We start from the raw sequence: 18,388 nt of genomic DNA on the forward strand, positions 1-18,388 counted from the left end.
GGGACTCCCCCTTCGGCGCCCCTCGGGCCGGTCGGCCGTCACAGGCGCGGGTCGACCGGTTCGGACTCCAGCGCCAGCACCGCGAACACCGGCTCGTGCACCCGCCACAGCGGCTCCCCGGCCGCCAGCCGGTCCAGCGCCTCCAGGCCGAGCGCGTACTCGCGCAGCGCCAGCGAGCGCTTGTGGCCCAGCGAGCGCAGGCGCAGCCGGTCCAGGTGCTCGGTGTAGTCCGGGCCGTAGATGATCCGCAGGTACTCCCGGCCGCGCACCTTCACCCCCGGCTGGACCAGCCCGCCCGGGCGGCCCTCGCCGCGCACGGTGCGCACCACCGAGGCCAGCGGCTTGACCACCATGCCCTCGCCGCCCGCCCCGGTCAGCTCCTCCCACCAGGCGGTGGCGGCGGCCACGGAGTCCTCGTCCTCGGTGTCCACCAGGACCCGGCCGGTGCGGTGCAGCACCGGCTCCTCGCCGTCGTCGGCCGCCACCAGGCGGTCGATCCAGGCCAGGTGCTCGTCGTGCGGGCGCACCGCCAGGTTCGCGCCCTCGGCGGCCAGCACCTGGAACGGCGCGAGCCGGATGCCCGACAGGCCCTCGGTCGGCCAGCAGTAGCGCCGGTACGCCTCGGTGAAGGCCTGCGCGTCGGCGGCCCGGCGGTGCTGGCGGGCGGTCAGCCCGGCCAGGTCCAGTCCGCGTTCGGCCGCCCGCCGCAGTGCGGAGAGCGCCTCGGGCAGGGCGGCCCCGGCGGCCGCGCCGACCGCCGCGTACTGACGGCGCAGCAGCTCCACCGCCTTCAGCGACCAGGGCATCAGCTCGGCGTCCAGCAGCAGCCAGTCGGTGCCCAACTCCTCGAACAGTCCGGCGCGTTCGGCGGCCGACCGGACCCGGCCGAGCACCGCGGCGGCCAGCTCCCCGTCGGTGAGGAAGGCCCGGCCGGTGCGGGTCCAGATCGCGCCCGGACCGGACACCCCGAAGCGCCGCTCCAGCGCGGCGTCGTCCCGGGCGACCAGCAGCACCGCGCGCGAGCCCATGTGCTTCTCCTCGCAGACCAGGTGCCGGACGCCGTCCGCGCGGTAGGCGAGGAAGGCCTCCTCCGGGTGCTCCAGGTAGCCGTCCCGGCGGGACGTCGGGCTCGGCGCCATGGTCGGCGGCAGGTAGGCGAGCAGCCTCGGGTCCAGCGCGAAGCGGCTCATCACCTCCAGCGCGGCCGCCGCGTTCTCCTCCCGGACGGCGACCCGCCCGTGCAGGCCGGTCTCGACGATCCGGCGCCCGGCCACGTCGGCGAGGTCCAGCGGACGGCCCTCGCGGGCGCCCGGCGCATCGGTGAGCAGCGGGCGCACCGGCGCGTACCACTCCCGCTCGGCCTCGACGCTCACCAGCTCGCGCTCGGGGTAGCGCAGCGCGGTCAGGCTGCCTCCGAAGACGCAGCCGGTGTCCAGGCAGATGGTGTTGTTGGCGAAGCTCGCGCTCGGCACCGGGGTGTGGCCGTAGACCACCAGGGCCCGGCCCCGGTACTCCTCGGCCCACGGGTAGCGCACCGGCAGGCCGTACTCGTCGGTCTCGCCGGTGGTCTCCCCGTACAGCGCGTGCGAGCGGACCCGGCCGGAGTTGCGGCCGTGGTACTTCTCCGGCAGGCCGGCGTGGCAGACCACCAGGGCGCCGCCGTCCAGCACGTAGTGGCTGACCAGGCCGCGCATGAAGGCGCGCGCCTCGGCCCGGAACTCCTCGCTCTCCCCCGCCAGCTGGTCCAGCGACTCCTGCAGGCCGTAGGCGACGGTGACCTTCTTGCCGTCCAGCGCCCGGCCCAGCTTGTTCTCGTGGTTGCCGGGCACGCAGAGCGCATGACCGGCCGCCACCATGCCCATCACCAGGCGCAGCACGCCCGGGGTGTCGGGGCCGCGGTCGACCAGGTCGCCGACGAAGACGGCGGTACGGCCCGCGGGGTGGGCGGCGTCCACCGGGCGGCCCTCGGCGTCCCGGGTGAGGGTGTAGCCGAGGCGGGTCAGCAGGGTCTCCAGCTCGGAGCGGCAGCCGTGGATGTCGCCGACGATGTCGAACGGGCCGGTGAGGTGGCGCAGGTCGTTGTAGCGCTTCTCCAGCTCGATCTCGGCGGCCGCCACCTCGGCCTCGCCGCGCAGGATGTGCACCTTGCGGAAGCCCTCGCGCTCCAGGCCGCGCAGGGAGCGGCGCAGCTCGCGGTGCTGGCGCGGGACGACGTGGGCGGGCAGCTGGCGGTCCGGGCGGGCGCGGTTGCGCTCGGCGCACACGCCGGGCGGGACGTCCAGCACGATCGCGATCGGCAGCACGTCGTGCTCGCGGGCGATCGCGACCAGCTGGCGGCGGGCCTCCGGCTGGACGCTGGTGGCGTCCACCACGGTGAGGCGGCCGGCCGCGAGGCGCTTGCCGACGATGTAGTGCAGGACGTCGAAGGCCTCGGCGGAGGCGGACTGGTCGTTCTCGTCGTCGGCGACCAGGCCGCGGCAGAAGTCGGAGGAGACCACCTGGGTGGGCAGGAAGTGGCGGCGGGCGAAGGTGGACTTGCCCGCGCCGCTGGTGCCGATCAGGACGACGAGGGAGACGTCGGTGACGGGGAGGCGGCGGGGGGCGATGCTCTCGGGGCGGTCGTCGTCGTGGTCGGTGTGGTCGCTGTGGTCTGTCCGCTCGGTGTGCTGCGTCGCGTCGTCGGTCATCGGGGCTCGCCTCCTTCGGGCGTGGTGGTGGTCGGTGTGGCGGTGGTCGGTGTGGCGGTGGTCGGTGTGGCGGTGGTCGGTGCGGTGGCGGTCTCGGTGCGGAACAGGGCCAGCTGGGTCGGGGCGCCGACCTCCTCGTCCTCCGGGCCGACCGGGCGCAGCTCGACCGTGTAGCCGTAGGCGGCGGCGACCTTCTCGGCCCAGCCGCGGAACTCGGCGCGGGACCACTCGAAGCGGTGGTCGGCGTGCCGCACGCTACCGGCCGGCAGGCTCTCCCAGCGGACGTTGTACTCGGCGTTCGGCGTGGTGACGACGACGGTCCCGGGGCGGGCCGCGCCGAACACCGCGTACTCCAGGGCGGGCAGCCGCGGCAGGTCCAGGTGCTCGATCACCTCGCACAGCACCGCCGCGTCGTAACCCTTCAACCGGGCGTCGGTGTACGTCAGGGCGCCCTGCGCCAGCGTCACCCGGGCCGCCTTGCGCTCGGGCAGGCGCTCCAGGCGCAGCTTGCGGCTCGCCGCCTGCAGTGCCCGGACGGAGACGTCCACGCCGAGGATCCCGGTGAACCGGGCGTCCTTCAGCAGCTCGCCGATCAGCTCGCCCTGGCCGCAGCCGAGGTCGGCGACCCGGGCCGCGCCCGTCTCCCGCAGGGCGGTGAGGATCGCGGTGCGGCGCTGCTCGGCGAGGGAGGGCTGCTTGGGCTCGGCGGACCGATCGGCGGACTGCCCGGTGTCGGAGTGCTCGGTGTCGGAGTGCCCGGTGTCGGAGTGCTCGGCGTCAGGCCGCTTCTCCTCGTCCGGCCGGTCGTCGACCGCGTTGTCGATCTCCTCGACCTCGCGGTCGTCCGCCTCGGCCAGCCGGGCCAGCTCCAGCCGCTCCATCGCGGACCGGGTCAGCGACCAGCGCCGGGAGAGGTAGCGGCGGGCGATCAGGGCGCGCTCCGGGTGGGCGGCCAGCCAGCCCTCACCCGCGGCGAGCAGCTTGTCCACCTCGTCCGGGGCGACCCAGTAGTGCTTGGCCCCGTCCAGCACCGGCAGCAGGACGTACAGGTGCTGGAGCGCGTCGGCGAGCCGGACGGACTCCGAGGCGAGCACGATCCGCACGTAGCGGGACTCGCCCCACTCCGGGAAGGCCTCGTCCAGCGGGATCGCCGTCGCCTCGACCCGCCAGCCCAGCGGTTCGAACAGCCTGGCCACCATCGCCGGGCCGCCGCCCTCGCCCGCGCCGTTCGCGGGCACGGCGGGCAGCTCGATCCGCAACGGGCGGGCCCGGAGCGGCAGTTCGGGGCGGGCCGGGCAGGCGCCCTTCATCGCGGACCGGAACACCGTCCGCAGCGCCACCGCGAGCAGCGAGGACGCGGCGTAGGGGCGGTCGTTGACGTACTGGGCGAGCGCGAAGTCGGGCGAGCCGCCGCGGCCCTTGCCGTTGCCCCTGCCCTTGCGGACCAGGGCGATCGGGTCGATGTCCAGCAGCAGCGCAGCCGTGCAGACCTCGTCCCCCGCCTCCGGGTAGAAGACGTGGGCCTCGCCGTGCGACGTCGCGAACCGCTGGACCTTGCCTGGGTGCTTGTGCAGCAGGAACCCGAGGTCCGTGGCCGGACTCTCGGCGCTGCCGGTGGTGGAGATCGACATGAACACCCGTCCGAGTATTGCCCAGCACACCCCCGCTGAGCACCGGGTTTTCCCGCCCGGCGGCCTTCCGGCGACACATCTTGCGGGCGGACGCGGAAGACGCGCGCGGAGGGCACGTCCGCACGACGGGCGTGTTCGGCACCGGAGCTCCGCATTGGTTAACGTGCTCGGTGTGACTGCTGAATCCACCTCCCTTCCGAACGGCGCCGTGGCCACCGGCCTGGCCACCATCGCCGCCGACGGCACCGTCCTCGACACCTGGTACCCCGCCCCCGCGCTGGCCGCCGAACCCGGCCCGGCCGGCACCGTCCGCCTGACCGCCGAGCAGGCCGAGGCCGAGCTCGGCGCCGGCGCCGGCGACGCCCTGCGCGCCGACGCCCGCCGTGGCGTCGAGGTGGTGGCCGTGCGCACCACCATCGCCTCGCTGGACGAGAAGCCGCTCGACACCCACGACGTGTACCTGCGCCTGCACCTGCTCAGCCACCGCCTGGTCCAGCCGCACGGCCAGAACCTGGACGGCATCTTCGGTCTGCTCGCCAACGTCGCGTGGACCAGCATCGGCCCCGTCCCGGTGGACAAGGTCGAGCGGGCCCGCCTGGCCGTCCGCGCCCAGGGCGGCCAGCTGGCCGTCTACGGGATCGACAAGTTCCCGCGGATGACCGACTACGTCGCCCCGACCGGGGTGCGCATCGCCCACGCCGACCGCGTCCGGCTCGGCGCGCACCTGGCCGCGGGCACCACCGTGATGCACGAGGGCTTCGTCAACTTCAACGCCGGCACCCTCGGCACCTCGATGGTCGAGGGCCGGATCAGCGCGGGCGTCGTGGTCGGCGACCACAGCGACATCGGCGGCGGCGCCTCGATCATGGGCACCCTGTCCGGCGGCGGCAAGCAGGTCGTCTCGGTCGGCGAGCGCTGCCTGCTCGGCGCCAACGCGGGCATCGGCATCTCGCTCGGCAACGACTGCGTGGTCGAGGCCGGTCTGTACGTCACCGCCGGCACCCGGGTCACCACCCCGGACGGCGCGGTGGCCAAGGCCGTCGAACTGTCCGGCCAGGACAACCTGCTGTTCCGCCGCAACTCGCAGACCGGCGCGGTCGAGGTCATCGCCCGCTCCGGCTCCTGGGGCGGCCTGAACGCGGACCTGCACGCCCACAACTGACCTGCGGGCAAAGGCTCCTGGGGGTCCGGCGCCGAGCGCGCCGGGCCCCTTTCGCCTGCCCCGGCCCGTTGCGGCCGCTCTCCCGGCGTGCGGCGCGCCCGACGCGTGGCGCGCCCCGTGGCCGGAGGGGTCCTACGGTCGGCGGTGGCGCCCGGGCGCCTTCCGCTGCCGCGGCGCCGGGCGGGGCGGCCGCCGCACACCGTCGCCCTCGATCCCGTACAGGATCCGCTGGGCGGCGGCGTAGTCCTCGGCCACCGTCTCCGGCAGCCACTGGTAGCCGTCCCAGCGCACGATCAGCCGCGGCTCGCCCGGCGCCACATGGGCGCCCCGCCGCTGTTCGTCGACGAGCCGCACGGCCCTCAACTGCCCGACCGGCCGAAGCCGTTGCTCCCGCCGCGCGGCCCACGAAGCCAGCGGTTCGTCCTCGTCCATCGCCCCAGTCTGGCCCCGGGCACCGTTGATCGGCGCATCTCCTTCACCCGACCGGGTTAGCCGCCCGCCCGGGGGTGGACGGCGGCCCGGCACGGCGGCCTCGGGCGGGGGCCGGGCGGCGCGCCATCAGGAGCTCCGGAGGACGACGAGCTGCTGGGTCGCCCTGGTCATCGCGACGTAGCGGTCGACCGCTCCCTCGACGCCCTCGCCGAACGCCTCCGGGTCGACCAGGAGGACCAGGTCGAATTCGAGCCCCTTGGCCAGCTCCGGGGTGAGCGAGCGGACCCGTGGCCGCTCCCGGAAGTCCGGGGCGCCGATGACGCAGGCCGTCCCCTCGGCGTGCTCGGCGAGCCAGGAGCCGAGGACCGCCTCCAGCTCCGCCACGGATCCGTGCCGGACCGGAATGCCGCTGCCGCGCACCGAGGTCGGCACGTTGGCGTCAGGCAGCGCGGCCCGGATGGCCGGCTCGGCCTCCGCCATGACCTCCTCCGGCGTGCGGTAGTTGATGCTCAGCGAGGCCATGGTGATCCGGTCGAGCCCGACCCGCCGGAGGCGCTGCTCCCATGACTCGGTGAAGCCGTGCCTGGCCTGGGCGCGGTCCCCGACGATGGTGAAGCTCCGGGACGGGCAGCGCAGCAGCAGCATCTGCCACTCCGCGTCGGTCAGTTCCTGGGCCTCGTCAACCACGATGTGCGCGAACGGGCCGGCCAGCGGCTCCCCGTCGGCGGCGGGCAGCGCTCCCTCGTCGACCAGGGTGTCCTGGAGGTCCCGGCCGCGCAGCATGGTCACCGCGCCCTCGCCGTCGTCGTCGGCCCGCAGCAGGTCGCCGATGACCTCGGCCATCCGCTCGCGCTCGGCGGCCGCCGAGGCCCGCTGGCGCTGCCGGCGCAGCGAGGCCTCGCGGTCCCCGAGGCGCTGCCGGGCCGCGTCCAGGAGCGGCAGGTCGGAGACCGTCCAGGCCTGCGGGGCGTCCTTGCGCTGGAGCCTGCGGACCTCCTCGGGGGCGAGGTGGGGCGCGCACATCCGCAGGTAGGCGGGCACCGACCAGAGGTCGCCGACCAGGTCGGCCGCGTCGATCAGCGGCCAGGCGCGGTTGAGGGTCTCGACCAGCTCACGGTCCTGCCGCAGCGACCTCCGGAACAGCTCGGGTGAGACCTCCTCCTCGTCCCGCTCCAGCTTGTCCATCAGGATCGCCACCAGTTCGTCCCAGATCTGCTCGCGCGCCTCGTTGTGCGGGGTGCCCGGATCCGGGGCGTCGAAGGCCTCGGCCCAGTCCTCGGCGCTCAGCCACAGGTCGGACCAGTGGGTCGTGACCGCGATCCCCTCGGCGGGCGGTTCCTCGTAGAACCGGACGGCCTTCTCGATCGCCTGCACCAGGCCCGCGGAGGACTTCAGCCGGGCCACCTCCGGGTCGGCCTCGACCGCCGCGCCCGCGCCCTCGGGGACGAGGTCCCGCAGGGTGCAGGTCCGCACCCCCTCCTCACCCAGGCTGGGCAGGACGTCGGAGACGTAGGCCAGGTAGGGCTGGTGCGGGCCGACGAACAGGACGCCGCCGCGCCGCCGGCCGAGGCGGGGGTCGGAGTACAGCAGGTAGGCGGAGCGGTGCAGGGCGACCACGGTCTTGCCGGTGCCCGGACCGCCGTCGACCACCAGGGCGCCGCGCGAACCCGCCCGGACGATGGCGTCCTGGTCGGCCTGGATGGTGGCGAGCACGTCCCGCATCCGGGCCGACCGCCGGCCGCCCAGGCTGGCGATGAAGGCGGACTGGTCGTCGAGTGCGGCGTGCCCCTCCAGGGCCTCGACGGTGAACACCTCGTCCCAGTAGTCGGCGATCCGGCCACCCGTCCAGCGGTACCGGCGGCGGCTGACCAGGCCCATCGGGTCGCCGTGGGTCGCCGCGAAGAACGGCTCGGCGGCGGGCGAGCGCCAGTCGACCAGCAGTCGGCGGCCCTCACGGTCGGTGAGCCCCAGCCGGCCGATGTACACCGGCTCGGCGCCGTCCGCGGCGACGATGCGCCCGAGGCACAGGTCCAGTCCGTAGCGGCGCAGGGCGCGCAGGCGGCCGCTCAGCCGGTGAACCTCGATGTCCCGGTCCATCGCCGCCCGCCCGGCCCCGCCCGGCGCCCGGCGCACCTCGTCGAGCCGGTCGGACAGTTCGGCGATCGTCTGCTCCAGGCTCTCCGTGATGGCCGTGAAGTGCCGCTCGTCTCCGGCGATCAGCACCGGGTCGGCCTTGGCGGAGAGGCGCTCGGGCAGGTCGAAAGCACTGGTGGTCAGGGGGTTCATGGCATCAGCTCCGATCTGAGGCCTGCGATTGTGCGCCACCACCGGGGCCTTGCCGCAAGACCCCCGGTGCGCTATAGGTTGATAGTGGCAAGGGGTGGGTTCTCCCCCCTCCCCCTCCCCCCTTCCGGCCGAAGGCTGGGGGTGCGCCGCGGGCCCGGCAGAGATCAGCCGGACAGGCCCTAGCCGAGGCCGCGCGGCGGCGGCAAGCCCGGCTCACCCGAGAGGCTTACGGCGTACCGGAGTTGGACCGCATCGGGTGGTGCGCGGTGACCGGCCGTCGGCGCGGTTCGTTGGTTGCTGCGGCACACCTCACCACCGATCCGAAGAGGTCCCGTCATGTCCGAACCCTCTGCCTCGCCGCAGCTCCCGAGCAGCCCCACCGGCTCGGCCGCCAGCGCCTCGGCCGGGCCCGAGACGCCCAAGAGCCTGCTGGAGCAGATGCAGGAGCTACTCGCCTCGGTGACCGCGGACCTCGCCGCACTGCAGTCCGGCACCGTGGACACCGCTCCCGACCCCGCCTACCCGGCCGACACGGACACCTCCTCCGAGGCGCCGGCCTCCCCGACCGCACCGGGCGCCTGGTAGCCCGGAGCCAGCTCCTCCTCCTTCGCCGTCGGCCCGCCCTCACCCGGCGGGCCGAGCCGGACCACGAGTAACGGGGATCCGCGATCGGCCCGTTCGGGCTCCGCCCCGCCGAGCGCCGTACGCTCCGCTCCCCCGCCCCGGCCCACCGCCTCGCGCAGCCGCCCGGCCAGGTCCTTGCACTCCGACATCGCGTCCACGCCGTCGATGCACGTCCAGTAGAGGCTCTCGGTGTCGGCCCCGCAGGCCAGCACCACCAGCGTCTCCCCCACGTCCCGGAGCAGTTCGTCCAGCGCGACCAACGCCGGTGCCAGCTCGCCCAGTTCGGTGAGCCGCCCGGCCCGGCCGCCACCCACCGGGGCCGCCCTGGCGCCGGACCGGTCCAGGCAGACCGCCGCGTGCGCCCCCGCTTCGGAGAGCTGCTGGCCGAGCCCGGCCAACTCCTCGCCCTCCTCGTCCCCCTCGGGCTCCACCGACTCCGCCAGCCTGGCGCCCACCGCCTCGGTGAGCAGCGCGGCCTGCCGCGCCTCGGCCAGCACGTCCGGCACCTGCCTGGCCTCGGCCAGGGCGTGCCGGGCCGTCCTGATCAGTCGCAGTGCCTCCATGGCCCCCGCTCCTTCCGCTCGCTGTCGCCGTCGACCAGGGCCGCCGCCGGAGCGGTCGGGTGGTCACGGCGAAAGCGTGCGGGGAAGCGGACCGGCCCGCATCCACCGGATCGAAAGCTGTGGACAACTCGGGGGTTGTGGATAACTTTCGTCCCTCACAAGGGTGCTCAGCCCTCGTCAGGGTTGACGTCGGCCGCCTCGCCCGGCACCGGGAAGCGGTGCTCGTTGCGCTCGATCTTGGCCGCGAGCGCCGTCAGCGGATCCACCCCGACCGCCGTGCAGAACTGCAACAGGTACGCGAGCACGTCCGCGACCTCGTCGCGCACCCGGTGGGCCCGTTCCGGGTGGGACATCACCGCCGCCGCCTGCTCCGGCGTGAGCCACTGGAAGATCTCCAGCAGCTCGCCCGCCTCCACGCTCAGCGCCGCCGCCAGGTTCTTCGGCGTGTGGAACGGCTCCCAGCGCCGGGCGGCCGCGAAGTCCACCAGCCGCAGCCGCAACCCCTCCAGCGTCGGCGCCCCCGGACTCCCCACGTCCCCCGGCTCCCCCGGCTCCCCCGGCTTCTCCGACCTCGTCACTCGTTCGCTCACGCCCCCAGGTCTACCGCATCCGCCTCTCCGACCGCCTCCGGCCCACCCCCGTCCCCCCGCCCGCACTGCACCGGCACCCGCGCCGCCTCCGGCCGCAGCACGGTGAACCCCGTCCCCGGATCGCGCCGGCACTCCACCAGCGCCACCGACCGCGCGTCCCCCGCCCCGAACGCCTCCCGCGCCGCCGTCGGCTCCTGCAACGCGGCCACCACCCGCAGCTGGCCGCGCCCCGCCATGTCCCGCGCCAGCCGCAGCAGCGAGGCGGTCTGCTCGATGGCGAGCCCGGCCCCGAGGTCCTCGGCGAGCACGGTGAGCTGCCGGTGCGCCCACGGCACCTCGGCGGCCACGTCGAGGTCGAGCACCCCGGCCCCGGTCAGCAGCACCGCCGCGAAGGCGAGGTGGCGCAGCATGCCGTCGGAGGCCTGGTCGGCCCCGGTGCGCCCGAGCACACCCTCGTCGAAGACCGCCAGCACCCGCCGTACGCCGCCGCTCTCGCGCTCGGCGAGGGTGAGCCCGAGCAGCGGGTGCGGTGCGGCGGCCTGGACGGCCCGCAGGAGCCGCCCGTACCGGCGCGGGCACTCGTTGGCGAGCCGGTGGACCACGGCCGAGATGTTGGCGGCGTTGGTGCGCAGCCGGGCCTGCGGATCGGCCCTGGCCCAGCCGCGCATCAGGGCCGGGACGGGGTGCAGCGGGAAGACCTCGCGCAGCGCGGTGAGCAGGTCCTCGGTGGCGGCGAGGACCAGCCGCTCGCCGCCGGAGGAGCCGGCCACCCGCAGCGGCAGCTGTGCGGTGATCAGGGTGCCGCTGGGGAACGGCGCCCGGATGTCCCCCTGCCGGGTGTCGTTGTGCCAGCAGACGTTGACGCGCCGGTTGCGCACGTCCTGCTCGCCGGTGTCCACCAGCGTCCGGCCGTCGAGGCTGAGCGACTCCCGGGCGATCCGGGCCGGTCCGTCGGTGCGGATGACGAGGTCGAGCCGGATCCGGCCGCGCGGCGAGCGGACGGTGCAGCCGAGGATGACGGCGTCCCGCCCGTGCGGCACGCACCCGTTGAGGCCGCCGCGGACGGGCGAGGCGAGTGGGCCGGTGCGGTCCGGCAGCCCGTCCAGGGAGTCGGCGATCTCCTCGCCGAGGGCGAGCCGGGACAGCACGGCCAGCGCGTCGAGGGCGTTGGACTTGCCCACCCCGGCCGGCCCGTGCAGCACGGTGAGCGGCGCGAGCGGCAGGACCGCGCGCCGGTACGACTTGAAGGCGGTGAGCCGGAGCTCCTCGACGGTGGGACGTGGCACGGGCGGACGGTCGGGCCCCGGGGCGCCCGGTCGCGGGTGGGTCGGCCCGGCGGGCGCGGTGGCGTCGCGGTTCACCCGTCGGACGTTAGCTCCGGCCCGGCCGGGCGAAACGTGCCTGCTCGGCAGATTCATCCCAACGTGGCGACCGCGCCGCACCCCGCTGACCGGGCCCGGGCGGCACCGCCGGACCGGCCCGGCGCCCTCAGCGCCGGTACTCGGCCACCGTCACCGAGGCGGTCACCTCGACCGGGTCCGGCAGGTCCCCGAGCGTGGCGGCGAGGCGCTCCGGGTCGGTGTGCCAGGCGCTCGGCCCCATGCCGACGACGGTGCGGACGTCCTGCGCGCAGAGCCGCAGGGTGAACTCGACCTGCCGCTGTCCGACCGGCGTCAGGTACGGGCCGAGCTTCTCGTCGATCCGGCGCTGCTTCTCCTCGTCCACCGACAACAGCCCGAGTGCGTCCACGAGTTCGCGCAGGTGACGGGGGGTGGGCGAGACCAGCAGCAGGGTGCCGCCGGGGCGCAGCACGCGGCGGATCTCGGGGCCGTTGCGCGGGGCGAAGACGTTGAGCACCAGCTCGGCGGAGGCGTCGCGCAGCGGCAGCGGGCGCCAGGCGTCGCAGACCACCGCGCCGATCCGGGGGTGGGCCTTGGCGGCGCGGCGCAGCGCGTACTTGGAGATGTCGAGGGCGGCGCCGACCCGGCCGGGCAGGGCGTCGAGCACGTGGGCCAGGTAGTGGCCGGTGCCGGCACCGAGGTCGGCGACCAAGCCCTCGGGGTCGGCGGGGAGGGCGGCCGCGGCGGCCTCGGCGAGGGCGTCGGCGATCGGCCGGTAGTGGCCGGCCGCGAGGAAGTCGGCGCGGGCGGCGACCATCTCGGCGGTGTCGCCGGTGCCGGTGTGGGCGTCACCGGCGAGGAGGCTGACGTAGCCCTGCTTGGCGAGGTCGAAGCTGTGCCCGGCGGGGCAGCGCAGGCTGCGCTCGTGCCGGGTGAGGGCCTGCGCGCAGTGGGGGCAGGCCAGGTAGGGCTCGATGTCCTGCAGCAACGTTCCGTCTTCTCTCGCCGTTCGCCCCGGCCGTTCGGGGCGCCAGCCAGCCTAACGACCCGGGACGGTCCGCCATCGCCCCCGCTCCGCCGAAGACGCCCCGGACCGGGCGGAGCGGCGGGACAGCGGGGCGGGGCGGGACGGAGCGGCGGGACGGCGCCCGGCAAATCGCTGGCGTCCCACCGGCACCCCTGCTTGGATGCACGCCGTGACTTCTGCTGATCATGTCCCTGACCGCGCCCTGCTCGACGAGATCGAGCGCTACTACGACGCCGTGCCCCGCAGCGCCGCCTGTGCCGAGGACTTCGGCCCGCTGACCCTGTTCGTCCGCGAGGGCGCCGGCTGGCCGTACTACGCCCGTCCGAAGCTCGGCCACGACGGTCCGCCCGCCACCGCCGAGGACGTCCGCCGGGTCCTGGACCGGCAGCGGGCGCTGGGCGCGCCGGAGGCCTTCGAGTGGGTGGCCGAGCGGAACCCCGAGCTGCGCGCGGCGGTGGAGGCGGCCGGGCTGACGGTGCACGCGCACCCGCTGCTGGTGCTGGGCCCGCTGGACGGTCCGGTCCCGACGCCGGACCTCCCGGAGCGGGTGGCGGTACGGGTGCTGGCCGCGGACGCGCCGGAGCTGGCGGCGGCGGTGGCCGTCCCGCACCTGGCCTTCGCCGACCCCGGCACCGCCGTCGGCCCGGCCGGCGCGGTCGAACTGGCAGCGGCGGTGGCGGAGTTGGCGGCCGAGGGCGCGGTGGCGAGGATCGCGCAGCGGATCACCGACGGCACCACCGTGCTGGCCGCCGCGCTGGACGGCGGCGAGGCGCTGTGCGCGGGCCAGCACAACCCGGTGGGCCCGGTCACCGAGGTGGTCGGGGTGGGGACGCTCCCGTCCGCGCGCCGCCGAGGCCTGGGCCTCGCGGTCACCTCGGCCCTGGTGGCGCAGGCCCGGGCCGGCGGCGTACGGACGGTGTTCCTGTCCGCCGCCGACGAGGACGTCGCCCGGATCTACCGCCGGGCCGGCTTCCGACCGTTCGCGACGGCCCTCATCGCGGAGCCCGCCCCCTCGGCCTAGGCCCGCCCCCTCGGCCTAGGCCCGCCCCCTCGGCCACGCCCGCCGAGCCCGGGCCCGCCCGGTCCAGGCCCGCCCAGCCCGATCCTGAGCTCGCCCGGCCCGGGCAGGAAGCAGCAGGTCAGTCGTCGTCCTCGTCCTCGTCGTCCGCCCCGCTGACGCCCTCCTCCTCGGCCTCGTCCACCACCCACGCCGCCAACCGCTCCGCGACCCCGGACACGCCCAGCCGCCCCTCCCGGATGGCCCGGGAGAGGCTGCGCACCTCGCGGGCGGTGGTGGCGACGGTGCAACCGCTGGCGACGAGGTAGGCGTAGGCGACGGCGGTCGCGAAGAGCTCGTTGGTCTTCTCCAGGGCGGGGACCCGGATCAACTGGTGCATCAACGCGGCGGCGCGGTCCTGCGGCTCGGGGTAGACGGCGATGTCGAAGATCTCGGCCTGGTGCCGGGTGACGGCCGCGAGCAGCGAGCCGTAGTCGGTGACCTGCGGGTCACCGGGCGTGTACTGCTCGGCGGTCATGAGCAGCCACGAGAGGTCGACCTCCAGCTTCAACGGCGCACGTCCTGGAGCTCGCCCGGCTCCCCGAACTCGGCGAGGAAGGCCGTCTCGTACTCCTTCATGAACTGGGCGGCGGCGTCGACGAAGGCCCGTCCGGACTCGCCCATGTCCTGCTGGACCAGGCGCTCGATGTACTGGTTCATGCTGATCCCCTGCTGCTCAGCCCGTTCCCGGGCCATCTCCGCGGTCGTGGCGTCCACTCGGACGTTCAGCTGCTTCTTGCCCATGCCGTTCAAGCTAGCGCTGAAGCGCTAGCGCAACAAGGGCGCACGCGCACCGCCCGAACACCTCGTGCACGCCCCCGTGCAACCTGCCCGTCATCCGCGGCCACGACACCCGTGAGGGCCGCGCCCGCAGCAGGATGCCGCGCGCGTGGCCCTCACGGGAAGGGGGAGGTGCCGGATCAGAACTGGGTGCTGACCGTCACCCCGCTGAAGTCGGTCTTCGCGTAGAGGCTGACGTAGCGGTAGCCGGCCGTCGGGTTGGTCACGGTGATGCTCTGGGTGGTCCCGGAGTTGGTCGACGAGGCGGTGTAGGCGCTCGGCGAGGCCCAGGTGCCGTCGTTGTAGTACAGGTAGGCGGTGCCGGTGCCCCCGGAGGTGGTGATCTTCAGGGTGCTGGTGCCGGCCGGCAGGTAGACGTACAGGTAGTCCAGGTTGCCGGCGGTGGCGGAGAGGTTGGCGCGGGAGCAGTTCTGGCCGAGCGCGTCGGTGCGCGGGTCGGAGCAGGTCGGCAGGGTGCCGCCGCCGCTGCCGCCGGCGGTCACGGTGACCGAGGCCGGGGTGCTGGCGGTCTTGCCGGTGTTGTCGGTGACGGTGAGCGCGACGGTGTAGGTGCCGGTGGCCGCGTAGGTGTGGGTCGGGTTCTGCTGGTCGGAGGCGCTGCCGTCGCCGAAGGTCCAGTGCCAGGCGGTGATCTGGCCGGCGCCGGTCTGGACGGACTTGTCGGTCAGGGTGACGGTCTGGCCGTTCACGGACTGGCTGAACAGCGCGGTCGGGCCGGCCGCGTAGCAGGCGCCGCCGGCGCAGGCGTCGAGCCAGGCGTCGAAGTCGGCGTCGTAGCCGGTGCCGATGTTGTTGTAGACCGCGTAGCCGCCCTGGTAGTCACCGGTGCGGAAGTGCCCGAGCATGTTGTAGATGTCGGCCGGGTGCTTCTCGAACATGTACCGGACGGCGAGGTAGCCCCACGGGTAGGTGCGCACCGAGTCCGAGTTGCCGTACGTGTTCTGGAAGACGGTGCTGAGCTTGTACGTGTGCTTGGCGGCCTCCGACATCGCCTGGGTGTCGGTGGTACCGCGGTACGCGTAGGACTCGTACTCGGCGACGCCCTCGATCCACCAGATGTCCGGGACGGAGATCTCGGTGGAGAAGTTGCCCTTCATGTCGTAGATGTTGTCGAGGTAGTGCGTGTACTCGTGGTTGAGGTTCCACACGTTGCCGGTGAAGCCGTCGTTCCACGACTTCTGGTACATCACCGACACGGCCTGGTTGTTGGGGTCGGTCGGGTCCATGACGGTCTGTCCGCCGTTGTCGGTGGAGTTCCCGAAGATCGCCCAGGAGTAGGTCAGGTAGTCGGCCTGGTTGGCGAAGACCGCCAGGGTGATGGTCTTGTCGTACTGGCCGGGGATCGGGCCGTTGTCCTTCACCAGGTTGTGGAAGAAGGTGTCCTCGCCGCGCAGGCTGGCGCAGACGGCCGACAGGTCCGCGGGCGACAGGGCCTCGGTCTGGATGGTGCGGTTGTCACAGACCAGCTGGTTCGGCAGCACCGCGGCGGTCAGCTTGGCCGGCAGGTCGCAGGTGCCGTAGTACGAACACTGGCCGCCGTCGTAGTAGTTGGCCTGGAAGGCGGTGTGGACGTACAGCGGGCCGGTGACGCCGGTGATCTGGGCGCCGTCGAGCACCGCCTTGACCTGCCCCTTGAGCGCGGCCTCGACCGACGGACCGTCACCGGCCATCCGGCCGAGGTCGTTGCCCGCGTTGACGTCCAGGTAGGAGTTCGCCGTGCCGAGCAGGTCCTTGTGGTTCAGCGCGAAGGTGCCCAGCGTGGTGCCGACGCTCGGGTCGACGCTGACGGCGTTGACGAAGTCGGTGTTCCAGTTGCCCCGCCACAGCGGCGCGGACAGCACGGCGTTGACCGACTTGAGCATCTTCGGGAACGCGTTGTACGAGCTGTTGTAGCTGTTCAGCACCTGCTTGTAGACGCCCAGGTAGTCGCCCTGCAGGTTGGCGCTGTCGGTCAGCACCAGCACCTCGTTGAGCACGGTGCCGTTGCCGTCGTTGACGTCCGTCCAGTGCGCACTGCCGAAGAAGGCGTCCAGGCCGGCCTTGGAGGCGCTGGTCAGCGCGGCGTCGTACGGGCCGACGGCGTCCGCGTTGTAGGACTGCACGTACCAGCCGGCCCTCAGGAAGAGCACGAGCTGCAGGATGTTCGCCGAGTTGTCGCCGGTGTAGTTGGCCGCCAGGTTCTGGAAGGCGCCGGCGACGGCCAGCATCTTCGGTTCCTTGAAGATGTTGCCCGCATCGGTGCCGGTGACGTTGAACAGCGTGTTGACGCAGTCCGGGGTCGAGCCCTCGATGAAGGAGACCAGGTCGGCCCCGCTGCGGCTGCCGAAGTCGGCCGGGGCGCAGCTCTGCGCGGTGGCGGCGGCCGCACCGGCGGTGGCGGCGGAACGGGCGGCGGCGACCGGCTTCGCCGGGGGCGTCTGCTGCCGGGCGGGCCGGGGCGCGATCTGCACGGCGGTGCCGGCCGGCTGGCCCATCACGACCTGGCCGAGCACCGCCGGCGGCACCGGCTTGGCGGCGGGGGCGACGGACTCGGACGGGTCGGCCGCGAGGAAGGCCCCGAGCGGCTTGGGGACGACCTTGGCCGGATCGGTCGCCGCCGGTCGGGCGGTGGCGCCGGTCGCGGCGGTGGCGGTGGCGGCGAGCGCCGGGACCGGCAGCAGCGTGGCGGCGGTGGCGCAGCCCGCGACGAGGCCGGCCATGAGGGTGGGGAGGGGTATGCGAAGGCGCACTGGTGTGGGCCCTTCTCCTGTGGGGGAAGTGCTGGACGACTACCGAGGCATGGGGGAACGCGACATGACTCTGCCAGCGACGATCCATCAGAACAATGTCACAGGTCATATGACATTTCTGAGGCCGGCCATAACACGGCCCATAACACGGCGCCACGAACCGGCACCACGAACCGGCAGCACGCCCCCGCGCCGCGGACCGCCGAACAACTCCCACCTGTGCAGGAGACTTGACGCCCGGTTACGACCTGCTCGACCGGTAGGTCCGCGCAGCCCAGGCCTGGAACGCCGGTGCCGCCGCGATCAGGTCCCGGTACGCCGAGGCCGCCGCGCCGAACAGGGTCTCCACCACGTCCGCGCCCACCGCCGCCGAGCGCCAGGCCAACAGGTAGCGGACCCAGATCGGGGTCCCGGCGAGCGGCTTGACCACCACCTCGGCGAGCTGCCGGGTGGTCGCCTGGACGACGGAGATCCCGAGACCGGCGGCGACCATCTCCTGGAGCTCCAGCCGGCCGCCGAGGAACTCGTGGACGGTCGCCGGGGTGAACCCCGCCGACGCGCAGGCCCCGTAGAACACGCTGTGCCAGCCGGCGCCGTCGTCCGGGGTGAGGAACCAGTCCTCGTCCGCGAGGTCCGCCAGGGCGACCTCGGTGCGGTGGCGCAGCCGGTGCCCGGCCGGGAGGACCACGAAGGCGGGCTCGGTGACGATCCCGCGATGCGCCACGACGGGCGAGTGGCGCAGCTCCCGGCCCGGGTAGTCCACGGCCACCGCGGCATCCGCCTCGCCCCGCTCCAGCAGGTCGACGATGTCCGAGGAGCGGTAGACGGAGGTCACCGTGAGGTGCTGGTCGGGCCGCTGCTGCCGGGTCCTGGTGACCAGCGAGGGCAGGATCGGCGAGATGGTCGCGGCCAGCCGCAGGTCCCGACGGGCCGGCCCGTCCAGGGGCTCCGTACGGCGGCCCAGGACGTCGGCGCGGGAGAGCAGGTCGCGCGCGGCGGCCACCACCTCGACCCCGAAACAGGTCGGCACGACCCCGGCGGTGGTGCGTTCGAACAGCGGCGCGCCCAGGTGGCGTTCGATCCGGCGCAGCTGGGTACTGGTCGCCGGCTGTGAGGCGCCCAGCAGGACGGCGGCCCGGCCGACGCTCCCGGTGTCGGCGATGGTGCACAGCACCCTCAGGTGCCGCAGCTCCAGCTCCATGGCTCTCCCCCTCGCACCGCGGCCCGGCCCTCCCGGCCGGCGGCGCCGGGCGGCTGCCGCCGAGGAGGGTGCAACAGCACACCTGACATGTCAGCGGCTTACCTTCGCCCCGGCGATTTGCCTCGTCAAGCCCCCCTCCCGGGGGCCGACGGCGGTGCCGGCGCCACCTTTACCAGGGCATTGCGACCCCCTGACCAACCCCTGACCGCCCCCGGCCGCCCCCGGCCGCCCCCGGCCCGGCCCGGCCCGGCCCCGCCC

The 18,388-nt window shown here is 74.3% G+C and carries 15 protein-coding genes; 3 read left to right on the plus strand and 12 right to left on the minus strand.

Translation table 11 applies throughout. The features are described from left to right. Nucleotides 1–38: 38 nt before the first annotated feature. Both RZ50_RS14245 and RZ50_RS14250 read right to left on the minus strand, forming a co-directional pair. The gene (locus RZ50_RS14245; RefSeq protein ID WP_196947330.1) at nt 39–2,687 is read right to left on the minus strand and encodes a polynucleotide kinase-phosphatase; all 2,649 of its coding nucleotides are present in this window, start codon (nt 2,685–2,687) and stop codon (nt 39–41) included. Continuing rightward, on the minus strand, nt 2,684–4,324 hold the full coding sequence (locus RZ50_RS14250; RefSeq protein ID WP_196947329.1) for a 3' terminal RNA ribose 2'-O-methyltransferase Hen1: 1,641 nt from the start codon (nt 4,322–4,324) through the stop codon (nt 2,684–2,686). Before RZ50_RS14250 ends, RZ50_RS14245 begins: the two co-directional genes overlap by 4 nt. 166 nt (nt 4,325–4,490) lie before the next feature. Between RZ50_RS14250 and dapD the strand changes: the two genes are divergently transcribed. Then, entirely contained in the window at nt 4,491–5,480 is a 990-nt protein-coding gene (dapD, locus tag RZ50_RS14255) for a 2,3,4,5-tetrahydropyridine-2,6-dicarboxylate N-succinyltransferase (protein WP_196947328.1), read from the plus strand. A 132-nt stretch (nt 5,481–5,612) separates the two neighbouring features. Here dapD and RZ50_RS14260 read toward each other — a convergent pair whose 3' ends face one another. Next, complete coding sequence (locus RZ50_RS14260) at nt 5,613–5,912, minus strand: DUF6087 family protein (protein ID WP_196947327.1); 300 nt, start codon at nt 5,910–5,912, stop codon at nt 5,613–5,615. Nucleotides 5,913–6,038: 126 nt separating this feature from the next. Then, the gene (helR, locus tag RZ50_RS14265; RefSeq protein WP_196947326.1) at nt 6,039–8,198 is read right to left on the minus strand and encodes an RNA polymerase recycling motor ATPase HelR; all 2,160 of its coding nucleotides are present in this window, start codon (nt 8,196–8,198) and stop codon (nt 6,039–6,041) included. A 336-nt stretch (nt 8,199–8,534) separates the two neighbouring features. On the opposite strand from helR, the gene RZ50_RS14270 reads away from it, so the two are divergent. After that, nucleotides 8,535–8,783, plus strand: coding sequence for a hypothetical protein (locus RZ50_RS14270; RefSeq protein ID WP_196947325.1), 249 nt, complete (start codon nt 8,535–8,537; stop codon nt 8,781–8,783). Here the strand turns inward: RZ50_RS14270 and RZ50_RS14275 are convergent. From RZ50_RS14275 to RZ50_RS14290, 4 genes are all read right to left on the minus strand, one after another. Then, nucleotides 8,717–9,385 (minus strand): DUF6099 family protein, encoded by a 669-nt coding sequence (locus tag RZ50_RS14275; protein ID WP_196947324.1) that lies wholly within the window; start codon nt 9,383–9,385, stop codon nt 8,717–8,719. The two genes, RZ50_RS14270 and RZ50_RS14275, sit on opposite strands and share 67 nt — an antisense overlap. 167 nt (nt 9,386–9,552) lie before the next feature. Beyond that, nucleotides 9,553–9,918 (minus strand): nucleotide pyrophosphohydrolase, encoded by a 366-nt coding sequence (locus RZ50_RS14280; RefSeq protein WP_308271798.1) that lies wholly within the window; start codon nt 9,916–9,918, stop codon nt 9,553–9,555. Nucleotides 9,919–9,971: 53 nt separating this feature from the next. Continuing rightward, the gene (locus tag RZ50_RS14285) at nt 9,972–11,261 is read right to left on the minus strand and encodes an AAA family ATPase (protein ID WP_196947323.1); all 1,290 of its coding nucleotides are present in this window, start codon (nt 11,259–11,261) and stop codon (nt 9,972–9,974) included. 202 nt (nt 11,262–11,463) lie between these two features. After that, the gene (locus RZ50_RS14290) at nt 11,464–12,303 is read right to left on the minus strand and encodes a putative RNA methyltransferase (protein ID WP_196947322.1); all 840 of its coding nucleotides are present in this window, start codon (nt 12,301–12,303) and stop codon (nt 11,464–11,466) included. Between the two features lie 208 nt (nt 12,304–12,511). Between RZ50_RS14290 and RZ50_RS14295 the strand changes: the two genes are divergently transcribed. After that, a complete protein-coding gene (locus tag RZ50_RS14295) occupies nt 12,512–13,363 on the plus strand; it encodes a GNAT family N-acetyltransferase (RefSeq protein WP_308271627.1) in 852 nt (283 codons plus the stop codon). A gap of 118 nt (nt 13,364–13,481) precedes the next feature. Here the strand turns inward: RZ50_RS14295 and RZ50_RS14300 are convergent, their stop codons facing one another. The 4 genes from RZ50_RS14300 to RZ50_RS14315 form a co-directional block, all read right to left on the minus strand. Beyond that, a complete protein-coding gene (locus RZ50_RS14300) occupies nt 13,482–13,910 on the minus strand; it encodes a fic family toxin-antitoxin system, toxin component (protein WP_196947320.1) in 429 nt (142 codons plus the stop codon). Then, nucleotides 13,907–14,143, minus strand: a complete 237-nt coding sequence (locus RZ50_RS14305; protein ID WP_196947319.1) for a toxin-antitoxin system HicB family antitoxin — start codon at nt 14,141–14,143, stop codon at nt 13,907–13,909. The genes RZ50_RS14300 and RZ50_RS14305 overlap by 4 nt, the downstream gene beginning before the upstream one ends. A gap of 176 nt (nt 14,144–14,319) precedes the next feature. Continuing rightward, entirely contained in the window at nt 14,320–16,899 is a 2,580-nt protein-coding gene (locus RZ50_RS14310; protein WP_254802486.1) for a collagenase, read from the minus strand. Nucleotides 16,900–17,170: 271 nt separating this feature from the next. After that, nucleotides 17,171–18,130 carry a LysR family transcriptional regulator gene (locus tag RZ50_RS14315; protein ID WP_196947317.1) on the minus strand — a complete coding sequence of 320 codons (960 nt, stop codon included), beginning with the start codon at nt 18,128–18,130 and terminating at the stop codon, nt 17,171–17,173. Nucleotides 18,131–18,388: the final 258 nt, after the last annotated feature.

The organism is Kitasatospora sp. SUK 42 (assembly GCF_015776785.2).
Lineage (GTDB): Bacteria > Actinomycetota > Actinomycetes > Streptomycetales > Streptomycetaceae > Kitasatospora.

Coding starts and splice junctions, on each gene's coding strand:
- RZ50_RS14245 (WP_196947330.1), bottom strand. CDS start 2,687: ATGACCGACGACGCGACGCAGCACACCGAGCGGACAGACCACAGCGAC.
- RZ50_RS14260 (WP_196947327.1), bottom strand. CDS start 5,912: ATGGACGAGGACGAACCGCTGGCTTCGTGGGCCGCGCGGCGGGAGCAA.
- helR (WP_196947326.1), bottom strand. CDS start 8,198: ATGAACCCCCTGACCACCAGTGCTTTCGACCTGCCCGAGCGCCTCTCC.
- RZ50_RS14270 (WP_196947325.1), top strand. CDS start 8,535: ATGTCCGAACCCTCTGCCTCGCCGCAGCTCCCGAGCAGCCCCACCGGC.
- RZ50_RS14275 (WP_196947324.1), bottom strand. CDS start 9,385: ATGGAGGCACTGCGACTGATCAGGACGGCCCGGCACGCCCTGGCCGAG.
- RZ50_RS14305 (WP_196947319.1), bottom strand. CDS start 14,143: ATGGGCAAGAAGCAGCTGAACGTCCGAGTGGACGCCACGACCGCGGAG.
- RZ50_RS14310 (WP_254802486.1), bottom strand. CDS start 16,899: ATGGCCGGCCTCGTCGCGGGCTGCGCCACCGCCGCCACGCTGCTGCCG.
- RZ50_RS14315 (WP_196947317.1), bottom strand. CDS start 18,130: ATGGAGCTGGAGCTGCGGCACCTGAGGGTGCTGTGCACCATCGCCGAC.